12 protein-coding genes are annotated in these 14,806 nt (G+C 73.3%); all 12 read right to left on the bottom strand.

Features of this window, described 5'->3' with window-relative positions; genetic code table 11:
- Positions 1 to 129: 129 nt before the first annotated feature.
- The 12 genes from ASE27_RS04355 to argS all read right to left on the bottom strand — a co-directional run bounded on the left by ASE27_RS04355 (position 130) and on the right by argS (position 14,789).
- Positions 130 to 636 carry a hypothetical protein gene (locus ASE27_RS04355; RefSeq protein ID WP_056646171.1) on the bottom strand — a complete coding sequence of 169 codons (507 nt, stop codon included), beginning with the start codon at positions 634 to 636 and terminating at the stop codon, positions 130 to 132.
- The gene (locus ASE27_RS04350) at positions 633 to 1,922 is read right to left on the bottom strand and encodes an MraY family glycosyltransferase (RefSeq protein WP_082608487.1); all 1,290 of its coding nucleotides are present in this window, start codon (positions 1,920 to 1,922) and stop codon (positions 633 to 635) included. Before ASE27_RS04350 ends, ASE27_RS04355 begins: the two co-directional genes overlap by 4 nt.
- Positions 1,919 to 2,755 (bottom strand): L-threonylcarbamoyladenylate synthase, encoded by an 837-nt coding sequence (locus tag ASE27_RS04345; RefSeq protein ID WP_369800617.1) that lies wholly within the window; start codon positions 2,753 to 2,755, stop codon positions 1,919 to 1,921. Before ASE27_RS04345 ends, ASE27_RS04350 begins: the two co-directional genes overlap by 4 nt.
- Before the next feature lie 5 nt (positions 2,756 to 2,760).
- On the bottom strand, positions 2,761 to 3,765 hold the full coding sequence (gene prmC / locus ASE27_RS04340) for a peptide chain release factor N(5)-glutamine methyltransferase (protein WP_056646814.1): 1,005 nt from the start codon (positions 3,763 to 3,765) through the stop codon (positions 2,761 to 2,763).
- 29 nt (positions 3,766 to 3,794) lie between these two features.
- The gene (prfA, locus tag ASE27_RS04335) at positions 3,795 to 4,883 is read right to left on the bottom strand and encodes a peptide chain release factor 1 (protein ID WP_056646168.1); all 1,089 of its coding nucleotides are present in this window, start codon (positions 4,881 to 4,883) and stop codon (positions 3,795 to 3,797) included.
- A gap of 204 nt (positions 4,884 to 5,087) precedes the next feature.
- Complete coding sequence (rpmE, locus tag ASE27_RS04330) at positions 5,088 to 5,306, bottom strand: 50S ribosomal protein L31 (protein ID WP_056646165.1); 219 nt, start codon at positions 5,304 to 5,306, stop codon at positions 5,088 to 5,090.
- Between the two features lie 164 nt (positions 5,307 to 5,470).
- Positions 5,471 to 7,564: a transcription termination factor Rho gene (gene rho / locus ASE27_RS04325; protein ID WP_056646162.1), complete on the bottom strand. Its 2,094-nt coding sequence runs from the start codon at positions 7,562 to 7,564 to the stop codon at positions 5,471 to 5,473.
- A 315-nt stretch (positions 7,565 to 7,879) separates the two neighbouring features.
- A complete protein-coding gene (gene thrB, locus ASE27_RS04320; RefSeq protein ID WP_056646158.1) occupies positions 7,880 to 8,845 on the bottom strand; it encodes a homoserine kinase in 966 nt (321 codons plus the stop codon).
- Between the two features lie 94 nt (positions 8,846 to 8,939).
- The gene (gene thrC / locus ASE27_RS04315) at positions 8,940 to 10,043 is read right to left on the bottom strand and encodes a threonine synthase (protein WP_056646156.1); all 1,104 of its coding nucleotides are present in this window, start codon (positions 10,041 to 10,043) and stop codon (positions 8,940 to 8,942) included.
- Positions 10,043 to 11,401, bottom strand: coding sequence for a homoserine dehydrogenase (locus ASE27_RS04310; RefSeq protein WP_056646153.1), 1,359 nt, complete (start codon positions 11,399 to 11,401; stop codon positions 10,043 to 10,045). Before ASE27_RS04310 ends, thrC begins: the two co-directional genes overlap by 1 nt.
- A 239-nt stretch (positions 11,402 to 11,640) precedes the next feature.
- The gene (lysA, locus tag ASE27_RS04305) at positions 11,641 to 13,098 is read right to left on the bottom strand and encodes a diaminopimelate decarboxylase (protein ID WP_082608485.1); all 1,458 of its coding nucleotides are present in this window, start codon (positions 13,096 to 13,098) and stop codon (positions 11,641 to 11,643) included.
- The gene (gene argS, locus ASE27_RS04300; protein ID WP_056646150.1) at positions 13,095 to 14,789 is read right to left on the bottom strand and encodes an arginine--tRNA ligase; all 1,695 of its coding nucleotides are present in this window, start codon (positions 14,787 to 14,789) and stop codon (positions 13,095 to 13,097) included. The genes lysA and argS overlap by 4 nt, the downstream gene beginning before the upstream one ends.
- Between the last annotated feature and the right edge of the window lie 17 nt (positions 14,790 to 14,806).

Genomic DNA, 14,806 nt, shown 5'->3' with positions numbered 1-14,806 from the left:
CTTCACAGGTCACTCACGTCGGGCAGATCTGCGCGAGGTGGGTCTAAGATGCCCCGGCGCCGGTCGCTGTGCGTCCCGGCGGCCGAGCCTCGCTGCGCCGTCGGGGGCGGCCCCGACCGGCCCGCGACCTCAGGACTTGGGCGTCACGTACGGGATACGACCGCGGTCGACCGCACGGTAGTCGAGCAGCGCCGAGCCGATCACTCCCACGAGGAGCACCACGGCGAACACGACCCGGTCGTAGAACTCGTAGTTCCGCAGGACCGCGAGGACGATCCCGAGCAGCACGATCTTGACGAGCCAGCTGCCCAGCACCACGGCGGCGGTGGTCGTCGGGGTCGAGCGGGCCGTGCGGGCCATGGCCACGATCGTCGTCCCGGAGAAGACGAGCGCGATCCCGACGCCCATGAGAGCTCCCCACACGCCGGCCGTCCCGGCCAGGAGCGCGCCGAGCGCGACGCCCAGGACGAGCAGCCCGACGAGCAGGATCAGGGTGTCGCGCAGCGCGGTGCGGAACACGGCGCTCACGGCGTCACCGACCGCGTCGGCCGTGACCTCGCCGGGCTGGGCCTGCGAGGCCGGCTGCTCCGGAGGGGTCGTGGGGTCGTCGGCGCCGTGGGGCGTGGGAGTCGTCATCGGGAGGTTCCTTCAGGGTGGGCCGGGCCCGTGCGGGCCGGTCGGGGGTCAGGATCGGGGACGGGCGCGGCAGTGCTCGGCGTCGCGCCGGAGACCGGGCTGCGGACGACGGGCGAGGCGCCGCTCGGCACCCCAGCGCGCCGCGGGACGGTCGTCGGGATGCCCTCGGGCGCGGTCACCGCGTCGTCGTCGAGGAAGCGGCCACGGGAGCGCAGGGGCCCGAGCGTGAGCAGCAGCGCGATCACGATCGCCACGCCCAGCCCGATCGCCACGGTCTCCGCGGGCCACCACACGAGCGACACGGCCCCGAACGCGAACACCGCGGTCCACAGGTACATGATGATCACGGCGCGGCGGTGGGAGTGCCCGAGCGCGAGGAGCCGGTGGTGCAGGTGGAGCCGGTCCGGGTGGAAGGGGGACTTGCCCGTCCCGACCCGGCGGAGCACCGCGAGGACCATGTCGAGCAGCGGGAGCAGGATCACGGCCAGGGGCAGCAGGATGGGGATGAGCGTGCGCTGCTTGCTCGGGTCCACCGCGACCCCGGGGTCGATGTTGCCCGTCACGACGATGACCGCCGCGCCGAGCACGAGCCCGAGCACCATGGAGCCCGAGTCCCCCATGAAGATCCGGGCCGGGTAGAAGTTGTGGGGCAGGAACCCGAGGCAGATGCCGACGAGCCCGGCCATGACGAGCGTCGCGAGGTTCGAGTAGTCGGTCGGGCTCGCCGCGACGGTCAGGCTGTACGTGTAGACGAAGTAGGCCGTGCCGCCGATCGCGATGAGCCCCGCGGCCAGGCCGTCGAGCCCGTCGACGAAGTTGACGGCGTTCATCACCACGACCACCACGAGCACCGTGACGATGAGCGAGAGCCGGGGCGAGCCGATCGTGAGCCCGCCGATGGGGAACGTCACGAGCTGCACGCCCTGCCAGGCGATGAAGAGCGCCGCGAGCACCTGTCCCGCGAGCTTGGTCATCCAGTCGAGGTCCCAGATGTCGTCGGCGACACCGAGCAGGCACACGATCACCGCGCCGCCGACGATTGCCCAGGCCTGCTGGTCGGTCGCGAAGACCCCGCTGAGGAAGGGCATCTGGGACGCGAACGTCACCGCGACCACGAGGCCCGCGGTCATCGCGAGCCCTCCCAGGCGGGCGGTCGGGACGGTGTGCACGTCGCGGTCGCGCACGGCAGTGATGGCGCCCGTCCTCGCCGCGACCCAGTAGGCGAGGGGCGTCAGGAGGTACGTGACCGCGGCCGCGATCAGCAGGACGAGCAGATAGACCCTCACCCGTCGTTCGCCTCCGGGTCGCTCGTCGTGGCGGTCGGGGCGGCGTCCGTGGTGGGTGCGGGCACGAGCCCGGGCTCGGACGGCGCGTCGCCGACCACGGCTGCACCGTCTGAGGGCACCTCGTCGGAGCCCGCGGCGTCCGAGGCCGGCTCGGGGGCCTGCGCCTCGTCGTCGGGCTCCTGCGGCTCCTCGCCGAGCCCGAGCACCGGCGCGATCACGCGCATGCGCTCGAGCGAGACGGCCCCCTCCCGGACGACGCGCAGGTGCGGACCGGTCGCGTCGACGATGGTCGAGGCCACTCCCCCGGGTGCGTCGCCGCCGTCGAGGTAGACCGTGACCGAGTCGCCGAGCTGCTCCTGCGCCGTCGTCACGTCGAGGGCTGCGGGGCGCCCCGTCGCGTTCGCGCTCGAGACCGCGAGCGGTCCGGTGCGGCGGAGGAGCGCGAGGGCCGCGGGGTGGTCCGGCATGCGCAGCGCGACCGTGCCGTGCGTCTCCCCCAGGTCCCAGGCGAGCGACGGCTGGGCGGGCAGGATGATGGTGAAGCCACCGGGCCAGAACGTCTCGACGAGCGCGCGGGCGTCCGCGGACACGTCGGTCGCGAGGCCGTCGAGCGTCCGCGTGTCCGGGACCAGGACGGGCGGGGGCATCTGCCGCCCGCGCCCCTTCGCGGCGAGCAGGGCCGCGACGGCCTGGGCGTCGAACGCGTCGGCGCCGATCCCGTAGACGGTGTCGGTCGGCAGGACGATCAGCCCGCCGCGCGAGACGGCGTTCACCGCCTCGTCGATCGACGATCCCCAGGCGTTCGGGTCGGTGACGGGGTGCACAGAGCTCACGGTTCTCAGTCTTCCATGTCCGAAGGGTCCGCTTGCGCGGCCGGTGCGTCGCTCGTCGCGCGCACGCGGCGCGCGACGACCATGCGGGGTCTGCCGGTCAGGTCGTCGACGGTCCGGATCTCGTCGAACCCGCCGACCCGGGCCACCATGCCACGGGCCGCCTCGGCCTGGACCTCGGCGTGCTCCATGACGTAGAGCCCGCCGTCGGCCAGGAGCCGGGCCGCGGCGCGCGTCACGCCGCGCGGCACCTCGAGACCGTCGTCGCCCAGGCCGTAGAGCGCGACCTGCGGGTCGTGCAGCGCGACCTCGGGGTCGCGCGGGACCGCGCCCGGCGGGACGTAGGGCGGGTTGGACACGACGACGTCGCACGCCCCGTCGAGGTCGGCGAACGCGGTGCGCGCGTCGCCGCGCACGAGGTGCACGACGGCGCCGCTCTCCGCGCGCGTGCGCGTCACGTTGCGCTCGGCCCAGGAATGGGCATCGCGGTCGAGCTCGACCGCGTGCACCCGGGCCGTGGGGACCTCGGTCGCGAGGGCCAGGGCGATCGCGCCCGAGCCCGTGCACAGGTCGACGGCGACGACGGGCGCCCCGGGCCTGCGCGCGGCGACCTCGAGGGCCTCGTCGATCGCGACCTGCGCTACCTGCTCGGTCTCGGGGCGCGGGACGAACACGCCCGGCCCCACGAGGAGCTCGAGGTGCCGGAACGGCGCCGAGCCCGTCAGGTGCTGGAGCGGGACGCGCGCGGCGCGGGCCGCGAGGAGACGGGACATCTCGTCGAGCACCTGTTCGGCCGTCCGGTCGGCGCCCGGCGCGCTCCCGCTCGCGAGCAGCAGCGACGCGACGGGCCTGCCGAGCACGGCTGCGGAGACGACCCGTTCACGCGGCACGCCCGCGACGTGCGCGAGCAGCAGCTCGGCGTCCACGCGCGGGGAGTCGATGCCCGCCTGCGCCAGACCGGCCGCAGCCTCCCGCAGGAGGCGCGAGACGTCGTCGGGCAGGCCTGGGGGCATCGGGGCCGGGCCCGGGACCCCGACCGACGTCACGACGCCGCTGCGGCGAGGCGTGCCGCCTCGTCGGCGTCGATGGCCGAGCGGATCACGGGCTCCAGGTCGCCGTCGAGGACCTGGTCCAGGTTGTACGCCTTGTACCCCGTGCGGTGGTCCGCGATGCGGTTCTCCGGGTAGTTGTACGTCCGGATGCGCTCGGACCGGTCGACCGTGCGCACCTGGGAGCGGCGCAGGTCGTTCGCGGCGGCCGCCTCCTCCTCCTGGCGCGCCGCCAGGAGGCGGGCGCGCAGCACGCGCATGGCCTGCTCGCGGTTCTGGAGCTGGGACTTCTCGTTCTGCATCGAGACCGTGATCCCGGTGGGCAGGTGCGTGATGCGCACCGCGGAGTCCGTCGTGTTGACCGACTGCCCGCCCGGGCCCGAGGACCGGTAGACGTCGATGCGGAGCTCGTTCTGGTCGATCTCGATCTCGCCCGCGTCCTCGACCTCGGGGAACACGAGCACGCCCGCGGCCGAGGTGTGGATGCGGCCCTGCGACTCGGTCACGGGCACGCGCTGGACGCGGTGCACGCCGCCCTCGTACTTGAGGTTGGCCCACACGCCGTCCGCGGGATCCGTGGCGCCCGCTCGCGCCTTGACCGCGACCTGGACGTCCTTGTAGCCGCCGAGGTCCGAGTCGGTGGCCTCGATGATCTCGGTCTTCCAGCCCCGGCGCTCGGCGTAGCGCAGGTACATGCGCAGCAGGTCGCCCGCGAACAGCGCGGACTCCTCGCCGCCCTCGCCCGCCTTGATCTCGAGGATCACGTCGCGCCCGTCGTCGGGGTCGCGCGGCACGAGGACCCGGCGCAGCTTCTCGGTCGCGGCCGCGGCCGTCTCCTGGAGCGCGGGCAGCTCGGCGGCGAACGAGCTGTCCTCAGCCACCAGCTCGGCTGCGGCCTCGACGTCGTCGGTCGCGTCGCGCCAGGCGCGGTAGGCCGCGACGACCTGGCCCAGCTCGGCGTAGCGGCGCCCGAGCGTGCGCGCCCGGCCGGCGTCCGCGTGGACCGCGGGGTCGGCGAGCAGCGTCTCGATCTCGGCGTGCTCGGCGAGCAGGTGTTCGACGGCGGCGAAGGACTCGGTCACGAGGGTGTCCTGACGAGAGGGATGGTTAGGGCTGTCCGGCGGCGTGCGGCCGGTATGGCTGGGTGCGGCTCGGTGCGGGAGCCTCCGGCACGTGCGCGCCGGGCACCCGCCCACCGGGAAAGACGACAGCGCCGGTGGAACGAGCACGCCGCCTGCCCCTGGAGAGGTTGGACGGGCGCTCGGACCACCGGCGCTGGAGAGTCGCTACTTGTCGGCGGCCTTCTTGCCGTAACGAGCCTCGAAGCGAGCCACACGGCCACCGGTGTCGAGGATCTTCTGCTTGCCCGTGTAGAACGGGTGGCAGGCGGAGCAGACGTCGGACGAGATGCGCCCGGACGTCTCGGTGCTGCGCGTGACGAACGTGGAACCGCAGGTGCAGGTCACCTCGGTCACGACGTACGTGGGGTGGATATCAGCCTTCACAGGACTCTCCTCAGTGGGGTGCCCCCGGGTCGCCTGCCTGGACAGCAGCCGTGAACCGGGGACGGGGAAACCAACAGGACATTGTGCCAGACGGGTCCGGCACACGAAAAATCTGCGGGTCGGCCGGCCGTCAGGACGAGGGCGCGACCGACCCGCAGGACGGATCAGACGGCGCGGCCGACCTCTTCGTCGTTGTGGATACCGCCCGGCGTCGTCTTCTGCACCTGGAGCAGGAACTCGACGTTGGACTTGGTCTCCTTGAGCTTGCCGAGCAGCAGCTCGATCGCCTGCTGCTGGTCGAGCGCGCCCATCACGCGGCGCAGCTTGTAGACGATGCGGAGCTCGTCCTGCGGCATGAGGATCTCCTCGCGGCGCGTGCCGGACGCGTTGACGTCCACGGCCGGGAAGATGCGCTTGTCCGCGAGCGAGCGGGAGAGCCGGAGCTCCATGTTTCCCGTGCCCTTGAACTCCTCGAAGATGACCTCGTCCATCTTCGAGCCGGTCTCGACGAGCGCCGAGGCGAGGATCGTGAGCGACCCACCGTTCTCGATGTTGCGCGCCGCACCGAAGAAGCGCTTGGGCGGGTAGAGCGCCGAGGCGTCGACACCACCGGACAGGATGCGCCCCGAGGCCGGAGCCGCGAGGTTGTAGGCGCGCGAGAGACGCGTGAGCGAGTCGAGCAGCACGACGACGTCCTGGCCCAGCTCCACGAGACGCTTGGCGCGCTCGATCGCGAGCTCGGCGACGATCGTGTGGTCGGAGGCCGGACGGTCGAAGGTCGAGGCGATGACCTCGCCCTTGACCGTGCGCTCCATGTCGGTGACCTCTTCGGGTCGCTCGTCCACGAGCACGACCATGAGGTGGACCTCAGGGTTGTTCGTCGTGATCGCGTTGGCGATCTGCTGCATGATGATCGTCTTGCCGGCCTTGGGCGGCGCGACGATCAGGCCACGCTGCCCCTTGCCGATCGGCGCGACGATGTCGATCACGCGCGGCGTGAGTCGACCGACCTCGCCCGTCTCCAGACGCAGGCGCTCCTGCGGGTAGAGCGGCGTGAGCTTGTTGAACTCGGCGCGGTTGCGGGCGGCCTCGGGGGCCATGCCGTTGACCGAGTCGAGACGGACCAGCGCGTTGAACTTCTGGTTGCGCGGTCCCGTCTGCTGGAAGCTCTCGCCGTCGCGGGGCTGACGCACGGCCCCCATGATCGCGTCGCCGCGGCGCAGGCCCGCCTTCTTGACCTGTCCGAGCGAGACGTAGACGTCGTTCGGTCCGGGCAGGTAGCCGCTCGTGCGCACGAACGCGTACTGGTCGAGGACGTCGAGGATGCCCGCGACGGGCAGCAGGACGTCGTCCTCGGTGACCTCGATCTCGTCGAGGCCCGCGACGTCGATGTTCCCGCCGCGCGTGCGTCCGCGCTTGCGGTCGCGGTCGCGGTTGCGGTCGCGACCCCGACGGCGGCGTCCGCCGCGCTCGTCGTAGTCGTCGCCGCCCTGCTGGTCACGCTGACCCTGCTGACGGTCGGTGCGCTGACCGCCCTGCTGGTTGCCCTGCGCCTGCTGGTCGCGCTGACCCTGCTGACGGTCGGTGCGCTGACCGCCCTGCTGACGGTCGCCGCCCTGCTGGTCGCGCTGCCCCTGCTGGTCGCGCTGACCCTGCTGACGCTCGCCGCCCTGACGGGCCGCGCCGCCCTCGGGGGCCGTCTCGCGAGCCTGCTCGGCCTCGCCGCCGCGCGGAGCACCGGCGCCCCGACCGGAACGACGCGAACCGCGCTCGGAGCCCGTGACGAGACCGACCGCAGCGGCTGCGCGTGCAGCGCGCTCGTCGGGGGTCTCACCGGCGACCGGACGGTCGCCGCCGTCGCGAGCCGCACGCGCGGTCTGCTCGAGCAGCGGGGCGATGATGTCGGCTGCCTTGTCGCTGCTCTCGCCCTTGCCGGCGCGCTCGGCGCGTGCGCCTCGCTCGCGGCGAGGACGCTCGATGTTCTCGGTCGCCTGACGTGCGGGCGCCTCGACGGCGGGCAGCACGACCTTCTCGGTCGAGGTGTCCTTCTCCGGCGCGCGACGCGCAGGAGCGGACGCTCCGGCGGGGCGCCCGGAGGCGCTCGTCTCGCCGGAGGTGGAACGGATGACGTCGACAAGATCGCTCTTGCGCATCTTGGACGTGCCCTTCACACCGAGCTGCGAGGCGAGTGCCTGCAGCTCGGGGAGGCGCAGCGTCGAGAGTGCGCCTGCACGGGCGGTGTCGGTGGTGTCTGTCACGAAGGACCCTTCCCCTCGTTTGCGCCCACTTGCTCTGTGCGAGGGGTGGGCCGCGGGTGATCGACGCTCGGCACGTGACGGCCGGAACGCAGTGGAACCACGCGTCAGTGGTACGACGACGTCAGCTGACGTGGGCTGGATTGCCTTCTCGCGGGGTATGAGGCGCAGTCAGTGGTTGCTCTGCCGATGCCCGGGGACTCGGCGGAGATTCGTCGAGGAATCACCGAGGCATCATCACGAACCTGCGAAGGCTCAATGGATTCTACCATCCGTAGCACCCGGGAAGACCAGTCGCCGCACCGGTCGACGCGTCGCTCAGCGCATCGATGCCGGCAGGCCCGTGCTGCCGACGACCCGCTCCGAACGGACGCCCTCCAGGTCGATCCCCGGACGGTAGGCCCGCCACAGGTCCGAGCCGTGCAGCAGCTCGCGCAGGACCGCGTCCGCGTGCTCGCGGTCCTGTGCACGGCCCAGGAGCAGGACCGTCGGCCCGGCCCCCGAGATGGTCGCGGCGAGGCCGTCGAGACGCAGCGCGCGCACGAGCTCCCACGAGGCAGTCATGACGCCCGCGCGATACTCCTGGTGGAGACGGTCCTCGGTGGCCTCGAACAGGTGCTGGGGCGAGCGCGTCAACGCGTCGACGAGCAGCGCCGCGCGGCCCGCGTTGAGCGCTGCGTCGGCGTGCGGGACGGTCTGCGGCAGCACGCCTCGAGCACGGCTCGTGGCGAGCCGCGTCGAGGGGACCAGGACCGTGGCCTCGATGTCCGGGTGGACGTCGAGCCGCACGGCGTGCGCGCCCTCGCGCCCCTCGACCGTGCTGGTCCAGGCGATGGTCGCGCCGCCGTAGATCGCCGGGGCCGCGTTGTCGGGGTGCCCCTCGAACTCGGTCGCGAGCTGCAGGACCGCCGCGTCGTCGAGCGCCGCGGGGTCCGCGACGAGCGCGCGGGCCGCGGCGATGCCCGCCACGACCGCGGCCGCGGACGAACCGAGCCCCCGACCGTGCGGGATCGCGTTGGTGCAGGTCAGGTGGAGCCCGGTCTGGGGAGCCCCGACGAGCTCGAGGGCCGCGCGCAGCGCGCGCACCACCAGGTGCCGTTCGTCCCCGGGGACCTCGCCGGCCCCCTCCCCCTCGACGTCGACGACCACGTCACCGTTGCCCAGCGCGCGGACCTCGAGGACGTCGTAGCGCGCGAGCGCCAGCCCCAGGGCGTCGAACCCGGGCCCCAGGTTCGCGCTCGTGGCGGGCACGCGCACCCGCACATGGTCGGCTCCGAGCTGCATCGCGGTGACCTCTCGTCAGGTGAAGGGTGGGGAGGCGCCCGTCCGCTGCCCGCCCCGGCGGGCAGCCGGGGCGGGCAGGACGTGCGAGGTGTGCTCAGCCGAGCTGGAGCGCGTCGGCGATCGAGACGACGTCGGCGCTGACCCGGATGGGGGTGACGTCGGCGCCGTCGAGCGTCTTGAGGGCCCACTGCGGGTCCTTGAGGCCGTGGCCCGTGACCGTGACGACGATGCGCGCACCGGCCGGGACGAGGCCACGCTCTGCCCGCGAGAGGATGCCCGCGACGCCCGCCGCCGAGCCGGGCTCGACGAACACGCCGGCCTCGGCCGACAGGATGCGGTGCGCGGCGAGGATCTGCTCGTCGGTCACGGCCTCGATGACGCCGCCCGACTCGTCGCGAGCAGCCTCCGCCTGGGCCCACGACGCGGGGTTGCCGATCCGGATCGCGGTCGCGATGGTCTCGGGGTGCGTGATGGGGTGGCCCGCGACGATCGGGGCCGCGCCGGCAGCCTGGAAGCCCCACATGATGGGGGTCCTGGTGCTGACCGCAGGCAGGTGCGCCCCCGGCGCGTCCGGGTCGCCGAGGCCCGCGTACTCGCGGAAGCCCTTCCAGTACGCCGTGATGTTGCCCGCGTTGCCCACGGGCAGCGCGTGGATGTCCGGGGCGTCGCCCAGCGCGTCGACGATCTCGAACGCGCCGGTCTTCTGGCCCTCGATGCGGTCGGGGTTCACGGAGTTCACGAGCTCGACCGGGTACGCCTCGGCGAGCTTGCGCGCCGCGACCAGGCAGTCGTCGAAGTTGCCGTCGACCTGGAGCAGCTTGGCGCCGTGCGCGATCGCCTGGCTCAGCTTGCCCATCGCGATCTTGCCGTCCGGGACCAGGACGGCGCAGACCATGCCGGCCTTGGTCGCGTACGCGGCGGCCGACGCCGACGTGTTGCCCGTCGACGCGCACACCACGGCCTTCGCCCCGCGGCCCGCGGCCGAGGAGATCGCGGCGGTCATGCCGCGGTCCTTGAACGAGGCGGTCGGGTTCATGCCCTCGACCTTGAGGAAGACCTGGGCCCCGGTCCGGGCCGAGAGCGCGGGCGCCTCGACGAGGGGCGTGCCACCCTCGCCGAGCGTCACGATGCGCTCCTGGACGTGGGCGGGCAGGCGGTCGGCGTACTCGGCGATGATGCCTCGCCACTGGTGGGCCATCAGGCTCCCTCGACTCTCAGGACGGACGTGATCTCTTGGACGGGTTCGAGCACCGCGATCGCGTCGACCGTCGCGGCGAGCGCGGCCTCCGCAGCGGCGTGGGTCGTGATGACCAGGTGGGCGACGCCGGTCGACCCGTCGTCCTCCGCACCGTCGGCCCCGGGCACCGAGGGCTCCGACGGCTGGCGGACGGCCTCGATCGAGACGCCCTTCGAGGCCAGGACCTGAGCCACCTGTGCCAGGACGCCGGGACGGTCGTCGACCGCGAGGCGGACCTGGTAGCGCGTGACCGCGGTGCTGGCCGGCAGGATCGGCAGGGCAGCGTAGGTGGACTCCTCGGGGCCCTTGCCACCCAGGACCCGGTGGCGGGCCGCCGACACGACGTCGCCCAGCACGGCCGAGGCCGTGGGGGCGCCGCCCGCGCCACGGCCGTAGAACATGAGCTCGCCCGCGGCGTCGGCCTCGACGAAGACCGCGTTGAAGGCTCCCCGGACCCCGGCGAGCGGGTGCGTGAGCGGCACGAGCGCGGGGTGCACGCGCACCGAGACGCCGTGCGCGCCGTCGTCGCCCGTGACGGACTCCGCGATCGCGAGCAGCTTGATGACGTGGCCGGTCTGCGCGGCCCACGCGACGTCGTCGGCCGTGATGCGCGTGATGCCCTCGCGGGCGACGTCCTCGAGCGAGACCCGCGTGTGGAACGCGAGGCTCGCGAGGATCGCGGCCTTGGCCGCGGCGTCGAAGCCCTCGACGTCGGCCGTGGGGTCGGCCTCGGCGTAGCCGAGGTCCTGGGCCTGCTTGACCGCGTCGTCGAACGACATGCCCGTGCTGGCCATCTGGTCCAGGACGTAGTTCGTGGTGCCGTTGACGATGCCCAGGATGCGGCGCACGCTGTCGCCCGCGAGCGACTCGCGCACCGGACGGACGATCGGGATCGCGCCCGCGACCGCGGCCTCGAAGTAGATGTCGACGCCCGCGGTGTCCGCGGCCTTGTAGAGCGTGGGGCCGTCCTCGGCCAGGAGCGCCTTGTTCGCGGTCACCACCGCGGCGCCCGACTCGATCGCGCGCAGCAGCAGCGAGCGGGCCGGCTCGATCCCGCCCATGACCTCGATGACGATGTCGGCGCGCGCGACGAGCCCCTCGGCGTCCTCCGTGAGGAGCGAGCGGTCGACCGACGCGGCGAGCGGGCGCGGCGCGGACGCGTCGCGCACCGCGATCCCCACGAGCTCGAGCGGCGCCCCGACGCGCGAGGCCAGGTCCGCGCTCTGCTGCGTCAGCAGCCTGGCCACCTCGGACCCCACGACGCCGCACCCGAGCAGCGCGACGCGCAGCGGACCTTGCTCCTGCTGGCTGGCTCCCACGAAGCTCCTCCTCCATCACCCCGGCCCGCACGGTCAGCGGTGCCGTCGTTCTCGGCCCCTGCCGGACGCGGTCGCGTCGGAGGTGGCCGCTCGGTCCCGACGGGTCACGACGCCGTGCGTCGCTCCCCGACCGGTCGATCCTGAGCGTGTCGATCCTCGCTCTGCTGCCCGGATCCTGGGCGCCCGTCTCAGGATACGGGTGCCGGACGCGGGCCCGGCGAGAGCCGCGCGCCCGGCCGCTAGCCCTGGTCGAGCGCGAGCAGGTCGTCCTCGCTCTCACGACGGACCAGGACCCTGGTCCCGCCGTCGACCACGGCCACGACCGGGGGCCGGGGCACGTGGTTGTAGTTCGAGGCCATCGAGCGTCCGTAGGCTCCCGTCGCCGCGACGGCCAGCAGATCGCCCGCCCGGACGTCTCCCGGCAGGAGCACGTCGTGGACCACGATGTCACCGCTCTCGCAGTGCTTGCCGACCACGCGCGCGAGCACGGGCGCGGCGTCCGAGAGCCGGTTCGCGAGCTCGGCGTGGTAGTCCGCGCCGTACAGGGCGGGACGGATGTTGTCGCTCATGCCGCCGTCGATCGAGACGTAGGTCCGCACGATCGTGCTCCCAGCCTCGCCGTCCGGTCCGCCGACCCGCACGGGCTTGACCGTGCCGACCGTGTAGAGCGTCAGGCCTGCGGGGCCGACGATCGCCCGGCCCGGCTCGATCGAGAAACGCGGCAGGGGCGTGCCGAGGTCCGCCGACGAGGCCGCGACCGAGGCCGCGACGTCCTTCGCGATGCGGTCGGGGTCGAGCGCGACCTCTCCCGGCAGGTAGGCGATGCCGTACCCGCCGCCCAGGTCCACCTCGGGGACGAGGAAGCCCGTGCGCTGCGCGAGCGCGGCCCGCAGCTCGAGGACCTTGCGCGCCGCGACCTCGAAGCCCGAGGGGTCGAGGATCTGTGAACCGATGTGCGAGTGGATGCCCAGGAGCTCGAGCTCGGGGTGCGCGAGCACCGCGAGGAGCGCGGTCATGGCCGGGCTGTCCTCGGTCTGCGCGCCCGTCCCCGTCGCGACGTGGCCACCGGTCGCGAGCGAGAGCCCGAACTTCTGGTCCTCGTGCGCGGTCGAGATGTACTCGTGACCGCCCGCGTGCACGCCCGTGGTCACGCGGATCATGACCGGGGCCGGAGCCCCGCCGCGTGCGCGCGAGGCTGCGGCCACGCGCTCGACCTCGACGAGCGAGTCGACGATGATCCGGCCCACGCCCGCGTCGAGCGCTCGCGCGATCTCCGCGTCGGACTTGTTGTTGCCGTGCAGGCCGATGTGCTCTCCGGGCACGCCCGCGCGCAGCGCGACCGCGAGCTCGCCGCCCGTCGCGGTGTCGACCCGCAGGCCCTCGGCGTGGACCCAGCGGGCCACGGCGACCGACAGGAACGCCTTGCCCGCGTAGTACACGTCGACGCCCGCGCCGACCTCGGCGAACGCGGCCTCGAACGCGCGACGGTACGAGCGGGCGCGCTCGCGCAGGTCGGCCTCGTCGAGCACGTAGGCCGGGGTGCCCTGGGCGACCGCGAGCTCACGCACGTCGACCCCCGCGACCGTGAGCGCGCCGTCGGGCCCGCGGCGCACGCCGCTCGACCACGGCTCGCCCGGCACGTAGGTGCCGGTCGGCGAGAAGGCGGGCGGCGTCGTCGGGCCTGCCGACGCGCTCACATGCGCTCCGGCGCGGACACGCCCAGCAGGCCGAGGCCGTTGGCGAGGACCTGACGCGTCGCGTCGTTGAGCCACAGGCGCGTGCGGTGCACGTCCGTGACCTCCTCGTCGCCCAGCGGCGTCACGCGGCACTCGTGGTACCAGGAGTGGTAGTCGCCCGCGAGCGCCTCGAGGTAGCGAGCGACGCGGTGCGGCTCGCGCAGCTCGGCGGCCTGGCCCACGACGCGGGGGAACTCGGTGAGCGCACCGAGCAGGATCGACTCGGTCTCGTGCGTCAGGAGCGACGGGTCGAACGCCTCGCTCCCGTCCTCACGGAACCGCGAGACACCGTGCGCCTCGGCGTTGCGCGCGACGTTCGCGGTGCGGGCGTGCGCGTACTGCACGTAGAAGACGGGGTTCTCGTTGGTCGCCTTGGACAGCAGGTCGAGGTCCAGGTCGATGCTCGAGTCGGTCGAGGAGCGCGCGAGCGAGTAGCGCGCGGCGTCCACGCCCACGGCGTCGACCAGGTCCTCGAGCGTCACGACCGTCCCGGCGCGCTTGGACATGCGGACCGGCTGGCCGTCCTTGACCAGGTTGACCATCTGTCCGATGAGGATCTGCAGGTTCTTGCCCGGCTCGTCGCCGAACGCCGCGCACACGGCCATCATGCGGCTCACGTACCCGTGGTGGTCCGCGCCGAGCATGATGATGACGTCGTCGAACCCGCGCTCGCGCTTGTCGAGGTAGTACGCGATGTCGCCCGCGATGTACGCGGCCTCGCCGTCCGACTTGATGATGACGCGGTCCTTGTCGTCACCGAAGTCGGTCGTGCGCAGCCACGTCGCGCCGTCGGCCTCGAACACGTGGCCGCCCTCGCGCAGGCGCTGGACCGCGCGCTCGACCGCGCCGGACTCGTGCAGCGAGTCCTCGTGGAAGTAGACGTCGAAGTCGACGCCGAAGTCGTGCAGCGCGGCACGGATCTCGTCGAACATGCGCTCGACGCCGCGCGCCCGGAAGACCTCCTGGGCCTCGTCGTCGGGCAGCGTGCGCGGGTCCGGGTCGCCCGCGGCGATCGCGTCGGCGATGACGGCCTCTGCGATGTCCGAGATGTACTGGCCGCCGTAGCCGTCCTCCGGGGCGTCCTGACCCTTGGCGCGCGCGAGCAGCGAGCGCGCGAAGCGGTCGATCTGCGCGCCGTGGTCGTTGAAGTAGTACTCGCGCTCGACGACGGCGCCCGAGGCCTGGAGCACGCGGGCCAGCGAGTCGCCGACCGCGGCCCAGCGCACGCCGCCGATGTGGATGGGGCCCGTGGGGTTCGCCGAGACGAACTCGAGGTTGATGCGCGTGCCGGCCTCGGAGTCGTTGTTCCCGTAGGTCGCGCCCTGGGCGAGGATCGTGCGGGCGAGCTCGCCCGCGGCCGCCGCGTCGAGCGTGATGTTCAGGAAGCCCGGTCCCGCGATGTCCACGGACTTGATGCCCGGGTGCGCGGCGAGGCGCTGCGCGAGGTCCTCGGCCAGGACGCGCGGGGCGACGCCGGCCTTCTTCGCGAGCTGCAGGGCGACGTTCGTGGCCCAGTCGCCGTGCTCGCGCTGGCGGGGTCGCTCGACGTGGACCGACGCGGGGACCGCGTCGGCAGGCAGGGCGAGGGTGCCGTCGGCGACGGCGGAGGCCAGGGCAGCGCTCAGCGCTTCGGAGAGCTCGTTGGGGGTCACCCGACGATTCTAGCGAG

The sequence above is a fragment of the Oerskovia sp. Root918 genome, assembly GCF_001428945.1.
Taxonomy (GTDB): domain Bacteria; phylum Actinomycetota; class Actinomycetes; order Actinomycetales; family Cellulomonadaceae; genus Oerskovia; species Oerskovia enterophila.
The sequence above is the reverse complement of the archived record's forward strand: the minus strand, read 5'-3'. Positions and strand labels throughout refer to the sequence as shown.